This is a genomic window from Bosea vaviloviae (genome assembly GCF_001741865.1).
GTDB lineage: Bacteria > Pseudomonadota > Alphaproteobacteria > Rhizobiales > Beijerinckiaceae > Allobosea > Allobosea vaviloviae.
On record NZ_CP017147.1, the window covers coordinates 4,743,965 to 4,763,896 of the forward strand.

The window sequence follows — 19,932 nt, forward strand, 5'->3', positions numbered from 1 at the left end:
CGTCATGCCGCCACCGGGAGCTTGAGCCTGTCGAACAGACCAAGATGCGTCACCGCGCAATCGGCCATGCCGGATTGCGGTGCGATGCCGTCGACGAGGCGCTGCCAGAGCCCGTCTTCCTCGATCGCGCGGCGCAAAATGCGGGCAAGATGCGCCGGATCGCCCGGCCGCGCATGCAGGCCGTCAACGCCGTCGCGCACCATCTCGGCCATGCCGCCGATGCCGCTGGCGATCACCGGGCGACGATGCTGGAACGCCTCCTGGATGACGAGCGGCGCGTTCTCCCACCAGATCGAGGGCATCACCACCCAGTCGATCTCGCTCATCAGGGCCGGCACGTCCTCGCGGCGATAGGGGCCGCAATGGGTCACCACGCCGCCGGCCGCCGCAAGCGCCTGGCTGAAAGCCGTGGTGAAGGCTTCGGTCTGGAACGGCGCGCCGCCATGGATGCGGAGTTCGAAGCCGGTGTCGCCGGCGGCCTTCATCAGCTTCGCCGCCTGCAGCAGGGGCAAGGCCCCCTTCCAGGGGTTGATGTTGCCGAAATAGCCGAAGCTCGTCCTGCGTCCCTCGGTCGGGCGGTGCGCGACGGCGTCCTGCGCCGGCCGGGCATTGGCGATGACCTCGATCTTCTCGCCGGGCAGTCCCCAGTCCAGATAGCGCTGGCGCAGGAAGTGGCTCGGCGCGACGAAGCGATCGACCGCGGCCAGATGGGTCTTCAGGAAACGCTCGCGCAGCAGGAAGCGATCCGAGCCGATCTCGGGGAAGCAGCCATGGCAGGCCGTCGGCGAGGCGCCGGAACAGCGTTGCTTGTCGGTCGGCCGCACCATCAGCCCGTCATGGTGGCAGATCGAGTAATAGTCGTGCAGCGTCATCACGATCGCCGCGTTCGGCAGCAGCCGGCGCGCCAGCGGCAGGAATTCCGCGCCGATCAGGACGAGGTGGTGGATGTGGACGACATCCGGCCTGAACTCCTGCAGCAGCGTCGCGAGGTCCTGCAATGTGCCGTAATGATCGATCTGGCTGAGATGGAAGCGGTCGAAATGGCCGCTCCAGAGCAGCACGTCGCCGCTCTCGCCGGTCGCCTGGAGGGCGGTGCCGGGATGGGGCTGCCGGTGAATGCTGTTGGTGGCGCCCAGGAACAGCACCTCGCAGCCCTGCTCGCGATAGCCCTGAGCCAGGTCATGGGCGAAGATCTCGGTCCCGCCCGGATGCAGGTCCGGGTGATTATGCGCAACGACGAGGATACGGCGCGTCATAGGCTACGCTCCGGGCCGCGCTCCGGCTTGATGGCGATCAGCAGGTCCTGGTAATGCGCCGCGCTGATCCCGCGCCAATGGCCGCGGCTCAGGCTGGAGACGGCCAGGCCGGCATTCTGCGTCGTCTCGAGCAGGAAGCCCGCATCGATGCCGGCAGCCGCCAGCGGCGCCTCCTCGATCGCGTACCAGCCCGGCCCGTCCTGCCAGCGCTTGAACTTCAGGCGCTCCTGCCCCGTGCTCTGGCCGTCGATCGCGAAGGCGGTCAGGAAGAGCCGGCCGCCGGGAGCCAGCAGGCGCGAGGCCTCGTTGACATAGACCACGAGCTCGTCGGGCGGCAGATGCGTGGCGACCGACACCATCGTGATGAAATCGAAGCTGCCATTGGCAAAGCCGAACTGCACCTCCGTACCAGGCAGCGAGCCTTGCGGATTGTAGAGCGGATGGGCGATGTCGAGCCGCTGGAAGTGGAAGCGCGGATAGGCCGGCGTGATCGTCTGCGCGCACCACAGGATGCCGTCCATGACCGGATCGACGCCGTCATAGCTGCCGCGCTCGGGGTCGAGGTACTGCGTCAGCGGCACAGCCATGCGGCCGATGCCGCAGCCGATGTCGAACACGCGCTCCGTCGGCGACAGCCGGCCCAGACGGACGAAATGACCGAGGAATTCCGCGCCGATCGCACGATAATCGCCATCGCCGACAAAAATGCTGTCCGGCGGCGGATGCGGCAGGAAGCGGTTGGTCTGGACCGAAGCCAGCAGCCAGTCGAACTCCGGCCCGACCGGGCAGCTGGGGAGCGCCGGTTCGGGCGCTATGGGTCTCAAGGCCAGTGTCGCCGTCATGCTGCTGTCGCTCTCCTGAGATTGGCGCGGGGAAGGATGTCGGGCTCGCGCAGGGACGGCTTGCGCACCGATGCCGGGGCGTCGATCTCGCCCATCAGCAATTCGATCTGCGCGTCCCAGCGCCGGGTCTGGAGCCAGGAATTATGCTGCGAGGCGACGCCGCGCGTGTAGTCGAGGCTCTTCGAGATCGACTGCCGCTCGAGATGGTAGAGCGCCACGCTGGGCGCATAGACGATGTTGAAGCCGGCGCGCCGGATCTTCAGGCAAAGATCGCTGTCCTCGTAATCGCCGATGACATAGGCGTCGTCGAAGCCACCGATCTCGGTGAACAGCGCCCGGGACATCACGATGCAGGCACCGGTGACGCCCGGAACCGGTCGCTCGACATTCGCCGGAGCGTAATGGCCCGGCATGCCCTTGAAGTAATGATGGTTGAGCCAGCAGCCTTTGCTGTCGCGCTTGAAGTAGAGCCCCGCATGCTGCAGCGAGCCGTCGTCATAGAGCAGCTTTGGGCCCACGGCGCCGACGCGATTGCGCCGGTCGAGCTTGCGAATGAGTGCCGGCAGCCAGCCGTCGCTGGCCGGGATCACATCGGAATTGACCAGCGCCAGCGCGTCGCCGCGCGCCACGTTCGCCCCCGCATTGCAGGCGGCCGAGAAGCCGCCATTGCGGCCCATGACGACGAGCTGCATCGGCAGGCCATAAGCCAGGTGAAGCCCGCCCAGGAGATGCGCGACCTCGGCTTCATGCTCGGGCGAGTCGAGCACATAGATCAGCTCGGCCTTGTCAGCGAACCAGGAATCCCCGGCGAAGGCCGGAATCTGGACGCGCAGGAACTCATAGGCGCGGTAGAGCGGAATCACGACCGAGGCAGCCGGGCGCGCCGGCGCCTTGCCGAAACGCTTGATGCGCGGCTCCGGCCGATCCTCGCGCAACTGCGCCTGGCAGGCGGCGAGCATCGGGGCCAGCGTCCGCTCCATGATCTCGGCCGTCAGATGCTGAGGCGGGATCGCGGCGAGCGCCCGGGCGCGAACCGAAACCACATCGGCCGGCTGGAGGGCCGGACGCAGGAACAAAGACGTGCCGGATTTCAGCTTCAGCTCGCAGCGCGGTTGCAGAACCGGTGCCCCGGCTGCATAGCCGGGAACGAGGGCGGCAAACCCCGTCGCGGAACGAGGCTCAATGCCGGGACCTCCCGGCAGCAGCGCCGGAAAACGCTCCAGGCGGTCAAGGATCGGGGTCGCAGCCCCCTCGCCGCGATGAAGCAGCATCTGATCAAGCAGGCCGTCGGGATCGCGGAACCAGCCGCCCAGCAGCAGGCCGCCCGCATTGCACAGGGCGATATCGAGCTCCGCCGAAGGCAGGTCGTCGCTGCGGCGGACATTCTGCACTGCGAGCGGCGCGCGCCGCTGCATCTCGATCGCGAGCAGCCTGCCCTGCTCCGACAATCCGGAGAGCTGCTCGACGATCCAGTTGCGCAATCCGTCGCGCGTGCTGGACTTGCCGGCCCACCAACGGCCGAGCGATGGGGCCGCCTGGCGTGTCGGCAAGGCGCGAATGACGAAACCGGTCTCGCTTTGGAGAAGGAGCAGACCGGCGCTGCGCGCCGGCGCCTCGTCCAGGATGAAATGCAAGGCACGCTGCCCCGCCCGGTCGATGGCTCCCAGGCGCGGCCGGGCGTCGAGGCGGTTGAGGCCCGCGCTGTCGAGCCGGTGGATGGATTTGATCGGGCTGAGCCCGCCTTGCACCGAGGTTTCGACAAGGACCTTGCCCTCGACCAGCGCGGCCACGGGCAAGGCCGGCGCGGGCTTAGGCGAAAGGCAGAGCAGGAACTGGCGCAGAAACGAGAGATAGCTCGCCGTCGCCGACAGGCCGAACAAGGACGGCCAGGGACCGACAAGCGCGCTGGCAAGGGCCAGCCTCGCCTTCGGCGTCAAGTCGCGCAGAATCTCCACAGGCTCGGTCATGCCATGGACCAGGGCCGGATCGAACCGCGCGGTGATGTCGCCCGTCGTGCCTTGATCGGAGAGCGTCGCGACGATGCCGTCATGCCCGCCATGGCGGAAAGCGACGACGACGCGCTCGCGGCCGTCACTCAAGCCGAGCGTGACCGCAGCCGAGGCCAGGCGCCTGCCACCACCGACCAGCGAGACGCCGGGACGGCCGAAAGACGGCGCATCGAGCGTCCACGACAACAGGAAGACCGATCCGCTGAGCCGGAACAGGTCGAGATGCGTTGATCCAGTGTCCACCACTTGGGCGGGCGCAAGTGTAAGCATGAGGCGACATCCGGCTGAGCAGGGAGCGACGCCGGCCGGAGAGGCCGGCGTCGCAGTTCATCAGGCGACCGAGAAGTAGGAGTGCGGATCGCTCTGGACGTCTTCGGCCGTGACGCCGACCAGGGTCAGCGTATCGCCATGGCCGAGATCGATGATGGCGTTGCCGCCAACCGTCGTCGCACGCGCCGCCACATCCTCGGCGGAGTGAACGCCGGTGCCGTTGATGTCCGAGGCGATCTGCAGCATGTCCGAGCCGGCCTGGAAATCGAGCACGACATCGTTGCCGCCGCCACCGGCGAAGACGAAGACGTCATGGCCAGCGCCACCCGAAAGGATGTCGTCGCCCGCGCCGCCGAACAGCAGGTCATCACCCGCCCCACCTTGCAGGAGGTCGTTGCCGGCACCGGCAATGAGCACGTCACTGCCCGCACCGCCCTGCAGAAGGTCGTTGCCTGCGCCACCGAGAAGCAGGTCGTTGCCGGCGCCACCTTGCAGGATATCGTCCCCGGCACCGCCGAGCAGGATGTCATTGCCGGCGCCGCCCTGCAGGATGTCGTCCCCGGCACCACCGTCCAGGACGTCGTTGCCGGCTCCACCGGTCAGGAAATCGGAACCGTCATCGCCGAACAGGGCATCATTGCCCGCATCGCCGGTCAGGAAGTCGTCGCCTTGTCCCCCGAAAAGGACATCGTCGCCGCTCCCGCCGAAGATGGCGTCATCGCCGGTATCACCGAAGGCCACGTCATTGCCGCTGTCGCCGAAGAGAAAATCACCTCCGCCGCCACCGTGAATGACGTCATGCCCCGCGGCGCCATGAATGACGTCGCTGAATCGGCTACCGATCAAAAAGTCGTCGAATGCACTTCCCTCTATCGTGGCCATATAGTCACCTCCTAGGCGATCTGAAAGCACCGCCAGGTCTACGGAACCGAGCCGCAGCGCCCCCTGGATTTCGGTGCCGTTCCGATGACGCTAAAGAAGCACGCCATCGCTCGACAGGCCAAAGAGTAGCCAATATGTGCAGCGCAGCAAGCCTTTTATTGTGACCATTTTGCGATGCAGCAAGATTTATACTTTAAGTAGCGCGGTTTAATCTGGAAAACGCTCCAAAATAATCTCGAAATTCGAAACGATAAATCCGGAGCAATCTTCTAAAATTAACGCAATATCCAACAAACGCCGCCCAACAGATTGATTTTGTTACTGAAATCAGTCTTCGCGGAAGGCTCGGTGGAAGCTGTCCGTGATGGGCGCAAGCAGATAATCCACCGCGCGGCGCGAGCCGTTGACGATCAGCACCTCGGCCGCCATGCCGGCCTGCAGCGATATTTTATTTTCGGCGAGGCTCTCGGGCTTGATCTCGGCGCGCACGATGAAATAGGCCGCGCCAGTCTTTTCGTCGACGAGCTGATCGGCGGCGACATAGTTGACTGTCGCCTGCAGGGGCGGCAGCAGCCGCGCGTTGAAAGCGGTGAGCCGGATACGGGTTTCTGCCCCCATCCGCACGACGTCGATGTCGCGCGGATCGACCTTGGCCTCGACGATCAGCGGCTCATGCTCGGGCACGATGTCGAGAATCGCCTCGCCCGCGGCGATGGCGCTGCCGGCGGTGCGCATCCGGATATTGGCGACGATGCCCTCCTGCGGCGAGAGCACGACGAGACGCCGCAGGATATCTTGGGCCTGGATGATCCGCTCGACCACTTCCGACAGCGAGAGTTGAGTGTCCTGCAGATCCTTGGCGATCTCGCTCTGGCGATCGAGCCCGATCGAGAGAATCTCGAGATTGGCGCCGGCCACCGCCTGCTCGGCCTTGGCCTTGCGCGCCGCCATCTCGCCGGCGCGCCCGGTCAATTCGCTCTGCTTGGTCTGGAGGTCGACGAGCTGGGTGCGCTTGGCGTAGCGTTTCTCGTAGAGCTCGCCGACAATGCGTGTTTCCTCGTCGATCAGCGAGCGCTGATAGCGCGTTGCCTCGATCTGGGCCTGAAGCGCCTCGGATTCGGCCTGGAACTGCTCGATGACGCGCTGCTGGATACGGATCTTGCCGTCATAGACCTGCCCGCGGGCGCGAAACAGCGTGCGCTCGGCGACGACGACCTCGCGCGCGATCGGCGTCTGCGCCCTGTCGATATCATCGGGAAAATCGATCTCGGCGGCGCTGGTCTGCTCCGCCTTGAGCCGGGCGAGCTTGGCCTCGAAACCGACCCGCTTGCCCTGGAGCTGCTGCAGCTCAGCCTTGGCGCGGGCATCCTCCAGACGCAGCAGCGGCTCGCCCTGGGTAACGCGATCGCCTTCGCCCTTGAGCAGCATCTTGAGGACGCCGCCCTCGAGATGGCTCACCGTCTTGCGCTTGCTGTCGACGATGACGGTGCCGACCGCGACCGCCGCATTGTCGAGATGGGCGGTCAGTGCCCATGCGCCGAAGCCGCCGAAGCCGACGGCGACCGCCGTCACCCCGGCCAGGATGAGGCTGCGCAGCGTCGGCACGCGCTCATCGTCCGGCTCCTCCGCCTGCGAGAACGGGACGAGCGACCGGCCAGGCTCTTTCAGCATCGGAAGCCCACTCATGCCGTCACCTCCCGCACTGGCTTGGGCTGCTCGGCTTGCTTGGCCGGCTCCATCTCGACCAGGCCGCCGGGCGTGATCATGCCGGCGATCGCTGAACGCGGGCCGAACTGGTTGATGCGGCCCTCGCGCAACACCAGAATCTTGTCGACCACCTGCATGATCGAGGGCCGGTGCGCGATCAGCACCACGATCGCGCCGCTCTCGCGCGCCGCGTTGACCGCGCGGATCAGGCCCTGCTCGCCCTCGGCGTCGAGATTGGCGTTGGGCTCGTCGAGCACGACCAGACGCGGCGAGCCGTAGAGCGCGCGCGCCAGCCCGATACGCTGGCGCTGGCCGCCGGAAAGCTTGAAATCACCGTCATTGACATTGGTGTCGTAGCCGAGCGGCATGCGGCCGATCAGCTCATGCACGCCGGCGATGCGCGCCGCCTCCAGGATGGCGTGCGGATCGGGATTGCGCATGCGCGCTATGTTCTCGGCGATTGTGCCGTTCAGCAGCGAGACCGATTGCGGGAGATAGCCGACCATGTCGCCGAAGGAGCTACGCTCCCAGAGAAAGACATTGTGGCCGTCGAGATAGACGCCGCCGACATTCGGCTTGAGCACGCCGACGAGCAATCGCGCCAGGGTCGACTTGCCGGCGCCCGACGGCCCGACGATGCCCAGGACCTCACCCGGCTCGAGCGTGAAGGAGACGCTCTTGATCACGGTCTGCTCGGAGCCTTGCGGCGCGAAGACGACGCGGTCGATGACGAGATCGCCCTGCGTCCGCGGCGTCGGCACGGTCTGGCGTTGCGAGACGCGCGACTGCACCAGATCGCGCACCCGCTTCCAGGCGGAGGCCGCCAGCACCCATTGCCGCCAGTCCCCGATCATCGAATCGAAGGGCGCCAGCAGTCGGCCGAGCAGGATGCTCGCCGCCATCAGCGTGCCTGCCGAGACCTCGTTGCGGATGATCAGCACGGCTCCGGTGGCGTAGATCGCCAGCTGCATCGTCATGCGCGAGGAGCGCGTCAGCGCGGCGATGAACTTGCCGCGCCTTGTGCCGAGGTCGAGATGCTCGATCATGGCCAGTTGCTGGCCGCGCCAGCGCTTGGCCAAGGCCGGCAGCATGCCCATCGCCTCGATCGTCTCGGCGTGCCGCAGGCTGGCGCCGACCTCGTTGATGCTGGCGACGCCCGCCTCGTTGGCCTCCTTCAGGATACGCCGCGTCAGCAGGTCTGAGAGCACACCGAGGATGAGCAGGATCAACAGCGATACGGCGCCGACGAGCCCGTAGATCGGGTGGAAGATGAACAGCACCGCCAGGAAGATCGGCGACCAGGCCGCCTCCAGCGGCGTCGCGATCGCCGAGCTCGCAATGAAATAGCGGATGTCGTTGAGATCGCGGATCGCCTGCGTGGACTGGCCGGAGCCCTGCTCGAGCGAGGCCGAGACCGCCGCCTGCAGTGCCGGCAGGTTGAGCCGGCGCGCAAAGATGCTCGCCATCGCCTGGAACGTCAGGGAGCGAATGAACTCGATCGTGCCATAGAGCGCGAGCGCCCCGACCGCGATCACCAGGAGCATGGTCAGCGTGTCCAGGCTGCGGCTGACCACGACGCGCTCCTGCACCTGGATCATGAACAGCGGAACGGTCAGCAGCAGGATATTGACGCAGAAGCTCAGGAAGCCGGCATAGGCCAAGCCCCCCGCAAAAGAGCGCTGCAAATCTCGAATCAAGGCGTCAGGCGCCTGGGTTGCAGCCTTCATTCACGTCTCCGGATGAAAATCTGCGACGGCCGGACGCGAGCCCTGGGACCGAAGCGACAGTTTGCATGCACAATTAACAGCATGCCCTTCAACTCGTGTCGAGAGTATGACAGAATAGGTTGTCATAACAATTGAACAAAGCCGACAATTAAGTCAAAAAGATGCGATAGTTTGAATTTCGAAACAGTTCAGATCTATCCACAGGTTGCTAAAATCTTACGCCCACGGCATCTTGGGTGGCATGTGCTTTGCGTATAGGCTATTTGACGGTGGTAGGGGATTCTTGGGGGATAGATTGCACATTTTGAAATCAGGCGGAGTAGGGAATGCATTCCAAACCGCACAGCGGCGATCAAATCCTAGGCACGGCCTTCAACGGCGACCACAGGAGTCCGACCAGACGAAGCGACGCAGACACTAATCCGATGCGCGGCTTCGTCTCCCAGCTCGACCTCGCTCGCATGATCGAGCGGGTCAGCCGGCGCTTCCTCGACTATTTGCGGCTTGAATTGACCAAGCTCGGGGTCGACGACATCTCACCGTCACAGGTGATGGTGCTGCTGACGATCGGTGCGGGCGAGATCGCGGTGCGCGATCTGCTCGACCGGGGCCACTATGTCGGGTCGAACGCATCCTATAATCTCAAGCAGCTGGTCGAGAGCGGCTACCTCGATCGCGGCGCCTCGCCGCGCGACCGGCGCCTCGCCCGAATCTCGCTCTCGCCCAAGGGGCAGCTTCTCTGCGAGCGGCTGCGCCTGCTCGACGAGACCAGCCAGTTCGGCCAGAATCCGGAGATCGACATCGAAACCGATCTTCAGACCACCCACGACACGCTGCGCCGCCTGGAACAATGGTGGAGCGATGCGTTGCGCTATGGAGGGGTCCTGCTCGCCTCATGCACATCTTATTCGTTCATCGTTCAGGATCAGGTCAATTTGCTCACCTGATCGCGCGCCTCGTCGCCGAAGGCGCCGAGGTCACGCTCATCACCGAACGGGCCGAGCAGGAGCGGCCGGGCCTCAGGCAGGTGATCTATTCCGTCGGCGAGCCGTCGACGGCCCATGCCACGCTGGCGGCGACCGACTACCATGTCCGGACCGGAGAGGCCGTGGCGGCCGAACTCGCACGGCTGCGGCGCCATGATCCGCCCGACGCCGTCATCGGCCATATCGGCTGGGGCGGCCTGCTCTTCGCGAAGGATGCGATGCCGGGCGTGCCGCTGATCGGCTATTGCGAATATTACTATAACGGAACCGGCTCGGATCTCGACTTCGATCCGTCTTCGCCGGTCTCCGATGCGGAGCGCCGGCGCATCCGCATGCGCAACGCGGCCCAGCTCGTCACGCTGGAGACGCTCGACGCCGCCTATGCGCCGACGCGCTGGCAACAGCTGCAATATCCCCGCAGCCTGCGTTCGCGCATCGCGATCTGCCATGACGGCATCGACATGACGGCGTGCCATCCCAACCCGGACGCGAGCTTCACCTTGCCCGACGGGCGCAGGCTGCGGCGCGGCGATCCGGTCGTGACATTCGCCGCGCGCGATCTCGACCCCTACCGCGGTTATCCACAGTTCATGCGCGCAGCAGCTCTCGTCGCGCGCAAACGACCTGACACGATCTTCGTTGCAGTGGGCGGTGACGGGCCCGGCTACGGCCGGCCGCGTCCGGATGGGCGGCCTTGGCGCCAAGCCATGCTGAATGAGACGGGGCTGGACGCACAGATCGTCCATATCCCCTGGCTCGCCTATGAGGCGCTGATCCGGCTGTTCCAGGTCTCGGCCGCCCATGTCTATCTGAGCACGCCCTTCGTGCTGTCCTGGTCGGTGCTGGAAGCGATGGCTTGTGGCAGCCTCGTCATCGGCTCGCGCACGCCCCCGGTCCAGGAGGTGATCACGGATCGGGTCAACGGCCTGCTGGTGCCGTTCTTCGATGAAGCGGCGCTAGCTGGCACCATCGATGAGGCGCTGGAGAAGCAGGCCTCCTTCGCGGGGCTGCGCCAGGCGGCTCGCAACTCGGTCGTGGCGAAATACGATCTCCAGACCTGCCTCGACCGGCAGCGCGGCCTGATCGGGCGCCTCGTCGCGCAGGACGACCTGCTCCTGGCCTGACGGCGACCTCCTGGCCTGACAGGCTATCTGGCCCTCTTATCGAGCTACTGTAGCCGCCCCATCCCCGCCCGGCGGAACGTCATCGCCTCAGTGATGAAGCGCCCGCTGCGTACCGGCCTGAAACCAGCCTCCTCCCAGCCATTGGCGGCCATGAGGCGCGCAACCATGTCATGCAGCCGCCGCAGGTGATCTTCACGATCATCGTCCAGCCATTGGCCCCACCACTCTTCAATCAATCCGATCAAAGGCTCAAGTGGAGGAGCGCCCCCTTCCGCTGCGTATTGCAACGCAGCATTCCCGGCGGGGGAGGATATGATTTCCCAAATCTGGAGAGGTTCAGTTCCTCTCAACATCAATACAGACCCCTAATCGTGCCAGCCCCGCCCGCTGGCGTCCTACCCTGGAGGCAATACTAATTGATGCTGAGGTGGGATGCAAAGCGGGAAGCCCTCGCCATCGCTAGATTAGGTTACAGAACACGAAACCGAATACAACACCAACGGCCGGTTCTCATATTGTCTGGCAGCTTGACCGGCCGGCGATCCATATCATGGATCGCCGGCGATTGTTCATATATCGCCGGTTAATGCGGCGATGATAGTCCTGAATTAATTCAGATTTTGTTCGAATTCGTCACCTTTCCGGAGAAAACAAATCTTTGCGATCTTCCGGAAAGCCCCGCCCGGAGGCCGCGCAGCTCCGGCAAGAGCAGCCCTCCTGCAAATTTAGCCAATAACCGTGCCCGCACGGGCCTACACTCCCCCGATCCATGACGAAGCGGAGGATTGGGCATGCCGTCGATGATCGATGCGCGGATTTATCCTGCGACGACACATGAGGTCACGAACCAGTCCAGCGCTCTGACCGGCGTCAATCTTTTCGATATGGACCAGATCCTGCGCGAGGCGGTCGAGCGCGAAGGAGCGGGATGGGTCGCAGACCGCGCCTCAAGGCTCGGCGCCGCCGCCGGCGACCCGGAGATTCAGGAACATGCCCATCTCGCCAACAAGCACGGCCCCGCGCTGAAAAGCCATGACCGCTTCGGGCACCGGATCGATGCCGTCGAGTTTCACCCGAGCTACCACGCCTTGATGGGGCTCGCCTTCGGGTCGGGCGTGCATTCCCTCGCCTGGACGGCGAACCGGCCCGGCGCCCATGCCGCCAGGGCCGCGCTCAGCTATCTCTGGAACGAAATCGAGAATGGCGTCGGCTGCCCCACCGGAATGGCCTATTCGGCGATACCAAGCCTGCGCCTCGTGCCCGCCATTCGCATGCTATGGGAAGGCAAGGCTCTCGCGGAAGCCTATGATCCGCGCGCCATTGCCGCGACAGACAAGGCCGCCGTCACGATCGGAATGGCCCTGACCGAGAAGCAGGGCGGCTCGGATCTGCGGGCCAACACGACACGCGCCATACCGGTCGATGGCGGCGGAGCCGGCGGCGAATACCGGCTGACGGGCCATAAATGGTTCTGTTCGGCGCCGATGAGCGACGCTTTCCTGACGCTCGCCCAAACCGAGAAGGGGCCATCCTGCTTCTTCGTGCCGCGCTCATTGCCGGACGGGACGCGCAACCGCTTCTTCATCCAGCGGCTCAAGGACAAATGCGGCAACCGCTCCAACGCCTCGAGCGAGGTCGAATATGACGACACCTATGCCATCTTGCTGGGCGAGGACGGGCGCGGCGTCCGGGCCGCGATCGAAATGGCCCATCTGACCCGGCTCGACTTCGCCATCGGCTCGGCCGGGCTGATGCGCTGGGCCTTGAACCTGACGCTGCACCATACGCATGGCCGCCGGGTCTTTCAGCGCGTGCTCGCCGACCAGCCCTTGATGCGCAATGTGCTGGCCGACCTCTGCCTCGAATCCGAAGCTGCAACCGTGATCGCCTTCCGCCTCGCCCGCGCCGTGGACGAGAGCGCAGCCGGCTCGGAACAGGCCCGCCTCCTGGAACGCATCCTCACACCGGTCGCGAAATTCTGGAACTGCAAGCGTGTGCCGGCCTTCATCGCCGAAGCCCTGGAATGCCATGGCGGCAACGGCTTCATTGAGGAGCAGCCGATGGCGCGGCTCTATCGCGAGGCGCCATTGAACGGAATCTGGGAGGGTACCGGCAATGTCATCTGCCTCGACGTCCTGCGCGCCCTGCAGCGCGAGCCCGATTCAGTCGCCGCACTGCTCGACGAGCTCGCCTTGGCGCGGGGCGTCGACCATCGTCTCGACACCGCGATCGATGCCCTGGAAGTCGAACTCTCCGACCCGCTCGAACTGGAGCACCGCGCGCGCCAGGTCACGACGATGATCGCAACCGTCCTGGAGGCCTCGCTGCTGCTGCGCCACTCGATCCCCGCCGTCGCCGACGCCTATATCGCCTCGCGATTGGATGGCTTGTCGAACCGGGCTTTTGGCAGCTTGCCGCGCGGCGTTGATGCTGCGGCGATCATCGCGCGGTCGCGGCTGCAATAGGCAGCGGAACGAAAGATCGCGCCGGCGACCGGCTTTGGTTATGCTGTGATCTGGGAGATTGGCGGTTTGGCTCGGATCGATACGCGCAACAGTTCGCGCTACTGGCGGGACCCCCATGTTCCCGGCCTGAGCTGCCTTGCGGCCGATTTCACCAGCCATGAATACGCGCCGCATAGCCATGACGCCTTCGTCGTCGCGGTCACCGAGGCCGGCGGCTCGGAATTCAAGAGCCGGGGTTCGACCGAGGAGGCAAGCGCTGCCACGCTTCTGGTGTTCAACCCGGCCGAGCCCCATTCGGGACGCATGGGCTGGAGCAAGCGCTGGCGCTATCGCGGACTCTATCTGAGTAAGCCCGCCATTGAGGCGGTGGGCCGTTCGCTCGGCATTGGCGCGACGCCCTATTTCACAGCCAATGCCTTCAAGGATGAGGCGCTCGTCGCCTCCTTCCTGGCCCTGCACCAGGCGCTCGACGACGGCCGCGACGCGCTGGAGGAGCATGAACTGCTCGTGAGCAGCTTCGGCGTGCTGTTCCGCCGCCATGGCAGCGGCGGCGAGCCCATTCCCGCCGCGCCGCGCGACCGGGAGCTCGCGGGCCTGGTCCAGGCGCTGATGAACGAGCGCTACAGTGAAGAGCTCACGCTCGACGAAATGGGCACGGTCGTTGGCCTGACGCCGTTTCAGCTCATCGGATTGTTCAAGCGAGCGACAGGCCTGACGCCTCACGCCTATCTGACGCAGGTCCGGCTCAAGGCCGCGTTCCGCGAGCTCAAGGCCGGCACGCCGATCGTCGAAGCCGCCCTCGCCGCCGGATTTTGCGACCAGAGTGCGCTCAACAAGCACTTCAAGCGCTGCTTCGGCATCACCCCGCTGCAATGGCTGCGCGCGGCGCGGGGCTAAACGCCACGCAATTCCAGCCAATAGCGCCTGTCGCGATTCTGCCAGGCTGTCCTGAACACCGGGCCGCCGGCTGCCGCTATGGAGCGGCGGCCGGCGGCTCAAGCCTCAGGACATCACCGGCATGGCCCGCCATTACTGCCTCGACAATCCGGACACGCTCACACTCACCACCACGGTGACGGAAACGGCGCCCGGGCGTTTGCTCCTCGATGAGAGTCCGTTCTACCCGGGCGGCGGCGGGCAATTGCCCGATCGCGGCCTCCTGCGCTGGACCGGCGGCGAGAGCCGGATCGTCGGCTTCGAAGCGCAGGGAGGCAAGCTCTGGCATGTCCTGGCGGAGCCTGTCGAACTGCCCCCGAGCCCGGTCGAGGCCGTCGTGGATCCGGTCTTCCGCCAGCTCATGCGCGAGCTCCATACCAGCCTCCATATCGTCAACGCGCTGGTCTACCAGTCCTTCAACGGCGCGCTCGTCACTGGCGTCCAGATGAACGAGGACGGCAGCGCCCGAATCGATTTCGACCTGCCGGAGGCCGATAATGACCGCCTGCGCGCCCTTGAGCCGGCGATCAACGACGTCATCAGGCAAAACCTGCCCGTCCGCGACAGCTACATCACCGAAAGCGCGGCCTTCGACGAACCGGGCCTGATCCGCTCGCGCTCGGTTGCGCCACCGCCGGCCCCCGACGGCACGATCCGCATCGTCGAGATCGTGGGGCTCGACCGCCAGGCTTGCGGCGGGACGCATCTCGCCGCGACCGGGGCGTCACGCCCGATCCGCATTCTCAAGATCGACAACAAGGGCCGCCACAATCGCCGCCTGCGCATCGGCCTCGATGGTGCGGCATGACACATCCCGTCCCGGGGCTCGCGGCTCGCCTCTGGGCGCGTCCTGCGCTTCTGCTCTGCCTGCCGCCCTTGTTCTGGGCCGGCAACCTCGTGCTCGGCCGGGCGCTCGGGCCGACCTTTCCGCCGGTCTCGCTCGCCGTCGGGCGCTGGCTCGTGGCGTTCGTCGTGCTTGCCCCCTTTGTAGCGCGGCGCGCCTATGAGCAGCGGCAGCTCCTGCGTCAGCATGCTCTGCTGATCCTCGCCTGCGGAGCCTTCGGCGTCGCCGGCTACAACGCGCTGGGCTACCTCGCCCTCCAGACCGTGCCGGCGGCCAGCGTTGCCTTCCTGAACTCGACCTTGCCGCTGATGGTGCCGCTCGCCGCCTTCGCGCTCGGTGTCGAGCCCGTGGGGCCCAAAACCCTGTTCGGTATCGCCCTCTCCTTCCTGGGCGTCACCTGGATCGTGTCGCGCGGCGATCTTGGCAGCCTCGGGCATCTCTCGCTCGGCGGCGGCGAGATCCTCGTCCTGATCGCGGTCGCGAACTACGCGCTCTACTCGGTCCTGATCCGGCGCAAGCCCGCCGCGCTGGACCCGCTCGTCTTCCTCGCCGCGACGATGGTGACGGGCCTGCTCGTGCTGATGCCGTTCTGGGTGACCGAACTCGCTCGCGGTGCGACAATCCCGCTCGATGCCGGCTCGATCGCCGCCGTGCTCTATATCGGCGTCTTCGCCTCGCTCCTGGCCTTCGTGCTCTGGAATCGTTGCGTCGCCATGCTGGGAGCGACCGTCACCGGCGCGTCCTTCCACCTCGTCGCGCTATTCACGGCGACGCTCGCTTTCCTGCTGCTGGGCGAGCCCGTCCGCTCGTTCCATCTCATCGGGATCGCGCTGATTTTGGCGGGCTTTGCCGTCGCGACCGCCAGCAGGCAAGCGCCAGCCCCTCGGCTCGACCAGGTCGACAGCCCCTCCCCGCCCTGACCCTCAACAAGCTCAGCGCGAGAACCTGACAGGCACGGCCAGCGCGATCGTCCCGCCGCCGACGCCTTGCGGCGGGGCCGGAACCGGGCTCGCCCGCCGGACCATCGCCACGGCCTCCTCGTCGAGGATCGCATCACCCGAGGAACCCGCCAGGCGCGCCGAGAGCACGCGCCCGCCGCGATCGATGCTGAAGGCGACCTGCACCGTGCCGGGGCTCGCCCCGCCGGGGAAGCGCTTGTAGCGGTTGAGATGGGCGATCAGCGTGCCGCGCCAGCTCGCCGGCGACACCGACGGCGCGGAGGCAGCCCCGGCCGAGGGCGCGGCCATGCTGGGCGCCGTCTGGGCCTGCGCGCTCGGCGGAGCGGATGTCTGGCGCATCTGCGGGCGGTCGGGCTCGATCGGCTTGCGCCTCTCGGCCACGCGCGGCTTCGGCGGAGGCGGCTTGCGCTGCACCACCGGGCGCGGCGGCGGCGGAGGCGGCGGCAGCACCACCGGAGCATCGGCGATCTGCGGCATGTCGGGCAGCTTGATCTCGGGCACGGGATGCACCACCGGCAGCGGAACCTCCGGCGTCGGCTCGACCGGCTTCACCACCGGCTCAGGCTCGGGCGGCGTCGCCTCGGGCGGCTTCTCGACGACCTCAGGCGCAGGCTCTGGCTGGGCCTCGACCATTTCGGGACCGGGAGCGACCTCCTGCGGCGGCGCTTCGGGTGCAACTGCGATCGGCGCGAGTGCGATCATCACGGCCGCCGGCGGCTCACCCACCGCAGCCTCGGCCTGCTGCCAGTTCAGGATCATCCAACCGGCCCCGGCATGGGCGCCGGCGACGACGAGGGCCGCCACGCTCCAGCGCAGGGCACCCGGCCAGAAGCGCGAAGCGCTCACATCGCGCCCCATGCTCATGGCCGCCGCATCGACGCTGCGCCGCAATCGAGATCGCAACGTGCCTGCTCGCTACGGCGGGCCTTGCCCTGCCGGTTCGCTGCCAGGCGGATGACACGCTTCCTACGATCCATCGCGGAGTCTGGTCCCAATAATCGTCAGCGCCCTGGGTCCTTACGGTCCCGTTGCGGCTTAAATCCGACACGGCCAAGGGGGCGCATATCCAAGAAACGGCTGGCTCACCCCAAAACGAGCTGGCTGTGAAGGCTCGGACATCGCCGAACCACGCTCAATTCTGCATGGCCACGGCAACTCATCGATATTGCGGCGTGCCATAGCAAATCGAAATTTCTTCTGCAACAACAGTAGTTTATATCGATTCTAGACAAGCCTGGAATCCCGAACCGGATACTGCACGGGCCTGCGCGCAACGCAGCCCGGCGCCCGCTCAATGCAGGGGCGGACAGGCAAGCCATGGAGCGCTCGGACAGAGCGTGCCGTCATCCCTGCAAAATAGGCCTGCGCCCAATGCTGCAACGCATGACGAAACGCGATGCTGCAACCATGATGAGGTAGCGCAACGCAGGATTGATATTATACCTGCATAAATGAATCGCGGGCTTCCCAAACAGGCTCGAAATCTTCGAAAAGTGAAGATGTCTTCTCTATATAACCAATTTCGGACTACTGATCCGACAAATCGGCCGCGCTGGCTGCGGCAGCGTCGTTGCGGCCCGTCATGGCCTGCGGTCTGGACCAGCTTAGCAAAACGTCACGAGCATGATGATGCCTGACATCGCCATATCGGCGCTGAGGACATTCGCGATGTTCTCCGGCGCACAGGAAAGCACGCTGCGCGAGCTCGCGCCGAGCTGCATCTTCCAGTCCTTCTCGGCCGGCATCGAGATCAATAGGGTCGGCCAGGTTCCGCGCTACATCTACTGCCTAAGCTCCGGCTCCACCGAAGCCTGGGCCCGGTTGAACGATGCCGAAACCATCCTCGCCACGACGACCGCGCCGATGGTGTTCGAGGTGGCCGCGACCATGCGAAATCAACCCGCCGCGTTGTCGATCGTCACGCGCGAGGCTTGCGAAGCCATCGCCATCGAAACAGGGGCCTTCCTGAAGGCGGTGCGCGACGACCAGGCCGTCTGCAACGCCGCGCTGATTCATGTTTCAGGGACATACCTGGCGATGACGCACCGGCTTCTCGATCAGAAGCTGCGGACGGCGGAACAGCGGCTCTCGCAATGGATTCTGGCCAAGATGGACCCGAGCGGTCGCTCCGCGACCGTCGAGATCGTCTTCTCGAAACGCGCTTTGGCCTATGAACTCGGCATGTCGCCGGCCAATCTGTCGCGGCTGTTCAATGTCCTGCGCGAGCACGGCATCGCGGTCGACGGCAAGACCATGACCATCACCAACCTCAAAAAGCTCGAGGCATTGGCTCAAGGCTGAGAATGGAGTTCACGCTCCACTCAAGGTCCGGCGCACGCTGTCGCGCCAGCCTGCGACCTTGCGCTCCCGCTCGCTCCCGGCCATCGCCGGCGAGAAGCGCCGGTCGAGCCGCCAGAGATCGGCGAAACGATCAGGCTCCGGCAGCAGCCCCGCATCCAGCCCGGCGAGATAGGCCGCACCCAGCGCTGTGGTCTCCAGCACTAAGGGGCGGTCGACGGCAAGGTCGAGAATGTCGGCCAGCCGCTGCATCGTCCAGTCCGAGGCCACCATGCCGCCATCGACCCGCAGCACCGACTGGCCCTGCCCCGCCGCCGGCCAGTCGGCCCGCATCGCCTCGATCAGGTCGAGCGTCTGGTAGCAGACGCTTTCGAGCGCAGCCCGGGCGAATTCGCGCGGACCGCTGTTACGCGTCAGTCCGAACATCGCGCCGCGCGCCTGCGCATCCCAATGCGGCGCGCCAAGCCCGACGAAAGCCGGCACCAGATAGACCTCCTGCGCCGGATCGGCCGCTTGCGCCAAGGGGCCGGTCTCGCTGGCCTTTTCGATGATGCCGAGCCCGTCACGCAGCCATTGCACCGCTGCTCCCGCGATGAAGATCGAGCCCTCCAGCGCATAGGTACGTTCGCCGCCGAACTGGTAGGCGATGGTGCTGAGCAGCCGGTGCTTCGAGACGACCGGCGCAGCTCCCGTATTGAGCAAGGCGAAGCAGCCCGTGCCATAGGTCGACTTCACCATACCGGGCGAGAAGCAGGCCTGCCCGATCGTCGCCGCCTGCTGGTCCCCGGCAATGCCGCGCACCGGGATCGGCTTGCCGAAATGCTCCGGCACGCTCTCGCCAAACAGCGCCGCGCAATCCTTGACCTCGGGCAGGAGCGCGGCTGGGACCCCAAACAGAGCCAGCAACTCCGCATCCCAGACGCCGCGCCTGATGTCGAACAGCATGGTGCGCGCCGCATTGGTCGCATCGGTCGCATGCACCGCCCCGCCGGTCAGCCGCCAGAGCAAAAATGAATCGACCGTCCCGAAGGCGAGTTCCCCGGCCTCCGCCCGGCGGCGGGCGCCGGGCACATTGTCGAGCAGCCAGGCGATCTTGGTCGCGGAGAAATAGGGGTCGATCCGCAGGCCCGTCCGCTCGGCGACGAGAGCCTCATGCCCTGCCTCGACCAGCGTCGCACAAGCCTCCGCCGTGCGCCGGTCCTGCCAGACGATGGCGCGATGGATCGCACGGCCGGTGCTGCGGTCCCAGACCAGCGTGGTCTCGCGCTGGTTGGTGATTCCGATCGCCGCGACGTCGCCCGCGCCGAGGCCGGCCTTCGCGATCGCCGCGCGGCAGGTCGCCAGCACGCTCTCCCATAGGTCCTCGGGCTCATGCTCGACCCAACCTGAGGCGGGAAAATGCTGCGTGAACTCCTGCTGGGCGCTGGCAACGGCGCGCAGCCCCTCATCGAACAGAATCGCGCGCGAGGAGGTCGTCCCCTGGTCGATCGCGAGGATATGGCGTGCTGCGCCCATGAGGCTTCCGTCCCTGCCCAATTGACGATCGACTTGCTGCGACCTGCCCGCAGACTGGCCGAAACCGGGAGCGCGCGGCAAGAGCATGTGGCAAGAGCATGATGACCAGCAT

General features: G+C 65.9%; 16 protein-coding genes. 7 read left to right on the forward strand and 9 right to left on the reverse strand.

The genetic code is table 11. The annotated features are described in order from the left end of the window. Nucleotides 1-2: 2 nt before the first annotated feature. The 6 genes from BHK69_RS21770 to BHK69_RS21795 form a co-directional block, all read right to left on the reverse strand. Nucleotides 3-1,256: a glycosyltransferase family 4 protein gene (locus BHK69_RS21770; protein WP_069691922.1), complete on the reverse strand. Its 1,254-nt coding sequence runs from the start codon at nt 1,254-1,256 to the stop codon at nt 3-5. Then, complete coding sequence (locus tag BHK69_RS21775) at nt 1,253-2,098, reverse strand: class I SAM-dependent methyltransferase (RefSeq protein WP_069691923.1); 846 nt, start codon at nt 2,096-2,098, stop codon at nt 1,253-1,255. Before BHK69_RS21775 ends, BHK69_RS21770 begins: the two co-directional genes overlap by 4 nt. After that, nucleotides 2,095-4,377 (reverse strand): glycosyltransferase, encoded by a 2,283-nt coding sequence (locus BHK69_RS21780; protein WP_083269605.1) that lies wholly within the window; start codon nt 4,375-4,377, stop codon nt 2,095-2,097. Before BHK69_RS21780 ends, BHK69_RS21775 begins: the two co-directional genes overlap by 4 nt. A gap of 60 nt (nt 4,378-4,437) precedes the next feature. Then, on the reverse strand, nt 4,438-5,259 hold the full coding sequence (locus BHK69_RS21785; protein ID WP_069691925.1) for a calcium-binding protein: 822 nt from the start codon (nt 5,257-5,259) through the stop codon (nt 4,438-4,440). 327 nt (nt 5,260-5,586) lie between these two features. Then, a complete protein-coding gene (locus tag BHK69_RS21790) occupies nt 5,587-6,945 on the reverse strand; it encodes an HlyD family type I secretion periplasmic adaptor subunit (RefSeq protein WP_069691926.1) in 1,359 nt (452 codons plus the stop codon). Next, on the reverse strand, nt 6,942-8,693 hold the full coding sequence (locus BHK69_RS21795) for a type I secretion system permease/ATPase (protein ID WP_069691927.1): 1,752 nt from the start codon (nt 8,691-8,693) through the stop codon (nt 6,942-6,944). Before BHK69_RS21795 ends, BHK69_RS21790 begins: the two co-directional genes overlap by 4 nt. Before the next feature lie 425 nt (nt 8,694-9,118). Between BHK69_RS21795 and BHK69_RS21800 the strand changes: the two genes are divergently transcribed. Further along, nucleotides 9,119-9,640: a MarR family transcriptional regulator gene (locus BHK69_RS21800; protein ID WP_069691928.1), complete on the forward strand. Its 522-nt coding sequence runs from the start codon at nt 9,119-9,121 to the stop codon at nt 9,638-9,640. Continuing rightward, nucleotides 9,589-10,803: a glycosyltransferase gene (locus BHK69_RS21805; protein WP_069691929.1), complete on the forward strand. Its 1,215-nt coding sequence runs from the start codon at nt 9,589-9,591 to the stop codon at nt 10,801-10,803. Before BHK69_RS21800 ends, BHK69_RS21805 begins: the two co-directional genes overlap by 52 nt. Before the next feature lie 44 nt (nt 10,804-10,847). Here the strand turns inward: BHK69_RS21805 and BHK69_RS21810 are convergent, their stop codons facing one another. Further along, nucleotides 10,848-11,090 (reverse strand): hypothetical protein, encoded by a 243-nt coding sequence (locus BHK69_RS21810; RefSeq protein ID WP_148663535.1) that lies wholly within the window; start codon nt 11,088-11,090, stop codon nt 10,848-10,850. A gap of 504 nt (nt 11,091-11,594) precedes the next feature. Here BHK69_RS21810 and BHK69_RS21815 point away from each other — a divergent pair. From BHK69_RS21815 to BHK69_RS21830, 4 genes are all read left to right on the forward strand, one after another. After that, the gene (locus BHK69_RS21815; RefSeq protein ID WP_244548274.1) at nt 11,595-13,268 is read left to right on the forward strand and encodes an acyl-CoA dehydrogenase family protein; all 1,674 of its coding nucleotides are present in this window, start codon (nt 11,595-11,597) and stop codon (nt 13,266-13,268) included. A gap of 66 nt (nt 13,269-13,334) precedes the next feature. Beyond that, entirely contained in the window at nt 13,335-14,165 is an 831-nt protein-coding gene (locus tag BHK69_RS21820) for an AraC family transcriptional regulator (RefSeq protein ID WP_069693871.1), read from the forward strand. Nucleotides 14,166-14,286: 121 nt separating this feature from the next. Then, nucleotides 14,287-15,012 carry an alanyl-tRNA editing protein gene (locus BHK69_RS21825; protein ID WP_069691931.1) on the forward strand — a complete coding sequence of 242 codons (726 nt, stop codon included), beginning with the start codon at nt 14,287-14,289 and terminating at the stop codon, nt 15,010-15,012. After that, entirely contained in the window at nt 15,009-15,968 is a 960-nt protein-coding gene (locus BHK69_RS21830) for a DMT family transporter (protein ID WP_069691932.1), read from the forward strand. Before BHK69_RS21825 ends, BHK69_RS21830 begins: the two co-directional genes overlap by 4 nt. A 12-nt stretch (nt 15,969-15,980) precedes the next feature. Here BHK69_RS21830 and BHK69_RS21835 read toward each other — a convergent pair whose 3' ends face one another. Next, on the reverse strand, nt 15,981-16,871 hold the full coding sequence (locus tag BHK69_RS21835) for an energy transducer TonB family protein (RefSeq protein WP_069693872.1): 891 nt from the start codon (nt 16,869-16,871) through the stop codon (nt 15,981-15,983). Nucleotides 16,872-17,636: 765 nt separating this feature from the next. Between BHK69_RS21835 and BHK69_RS21840 the strand changes: the two genes are divergently transcribed. Further along, the gene (locus BHK69_RS21840) at nt 17,637-18,308 is read left to right on the forward strand and encodes a helix-turn-helix domain-containing protein (RefSeq protein WP_158516256.1); all 672 of its coding nucleotides are present in this window, start codon (nt 17,637-17,639) and stop codon (nt 18,306-18,308) included. 9 nt (nt 18,309-18,317) lie between these two features. Here BHK69_RS21840 and glpK read toward each other — a convergent pair whose 3' ends face one another. After that, nucleotides 18,318-19,820 (reverse strand): glycerol kinase GlpK, encoded by a 1,503-nt coding sequence (gene glpK, locus BHK69_RS21845; RefSeq protein WP_069691934.1) that lies wholly within the window; start codon nt 19,818-19,820, stop codon nt 18,318-18,320. Between the last annotated feature and the right edge of the window lie 112 nt (nt 19,821-19,932).

Coding starts and splice junctions, on each gene's coding strand:
- BHK69_RS21785 (WP_069691925.1), bottom strand. CDS start 5,259: ATGGCCACGATAGAGGGAAGTGCATTCGACGACTTTTTGATCGGTAGC.
- BHK69_RS21805 (WP_069691929.1), top strand. CDS start 9,589: ATGCACATCTTATTCGTTCATCGTTCAGGATCAGGTCAATTTGCTCAC.
- BHK69_RS21795 (WP_069691927.1), bottom strand. CDS start 8,693: ATGAAGGCTGCAACCCAGGCGCCTGACGCCTTGATTCGAGATTTGCAG.
- glpK (WP_069691934.1), bottom strand. CDS start 19,820: ATGGGCGCAGCACGCCATATCCTCGCGATCGACCAGGGGACGACCTCC.
- BHK69_RS21775 (WP_069691923.1), bottom strand. CDS start 2,098: ATGACGGCGACACTGGCCTTGAGACCCATAGCGCCCGAACCGGCGCTC.
- BHK69_RS21770 (WP_069691922.1), bottom strand. CDS start 1,256: ATGACGCGCCGTATCCTCGTCGTTGCGCATAATCACCCGGACCTGCAT.
- BHK69_RS21790 (WP_069691926.1), bottom strand. CDS start 6,945: ATGAGTGGGCTTCCGATGCTGAAAGAGCCTGGCCGGTCGCTCGTCCCG.
- BHK69_RS21835 (WP_069693872.1), bottom strand. CDS start 16,871: ATGAGCATGGGGCGCGATGTGAGCGCTTCGCGCTTCTGGCCGGGTGCC.
- BHK69_RS21840 (WP_158516256.1), top strand. CDS start 17,637: ATGCCTGACATCGCCATATCGGCGCTGAGGACATTCGCGATGTTCTCC.
- BHK69_RS21830 (WP_069691932.1), top strand. CDS start 15,009: ATGACACATCCCGTCCCGGGGCTCGCGGCTCGCCTCTGGGCGCGTCCT.
- BHK69_RS21815 (WP_244548274.1), top strand. CDS start 11,595: ATGCCGTCGATGATCGATGCGCGGATTTATCCTGCGACGACACATGAG.
- BHK69_RS21780 (WP_083269605.1), bottom strand. CDS start 4,377: ATGCTTACACTTGCGCCCGCCCAAGTGGTGGACACTGGATCAACGCAT.
- BHK69_RS21800 (WP_069691928.1), top strand. CDS start 9,119: ATGCGCGGCTTCGTCTCCCAGCTCGACCTCGCTCGCATGATCGAGCGG.
- BHK69_RS21825 (WP_069691931.1), top strand. CDS start 14,287: ATGGCCCGCCATTACTGCCTCGACAATCCGGACACGCTCACACTCACC.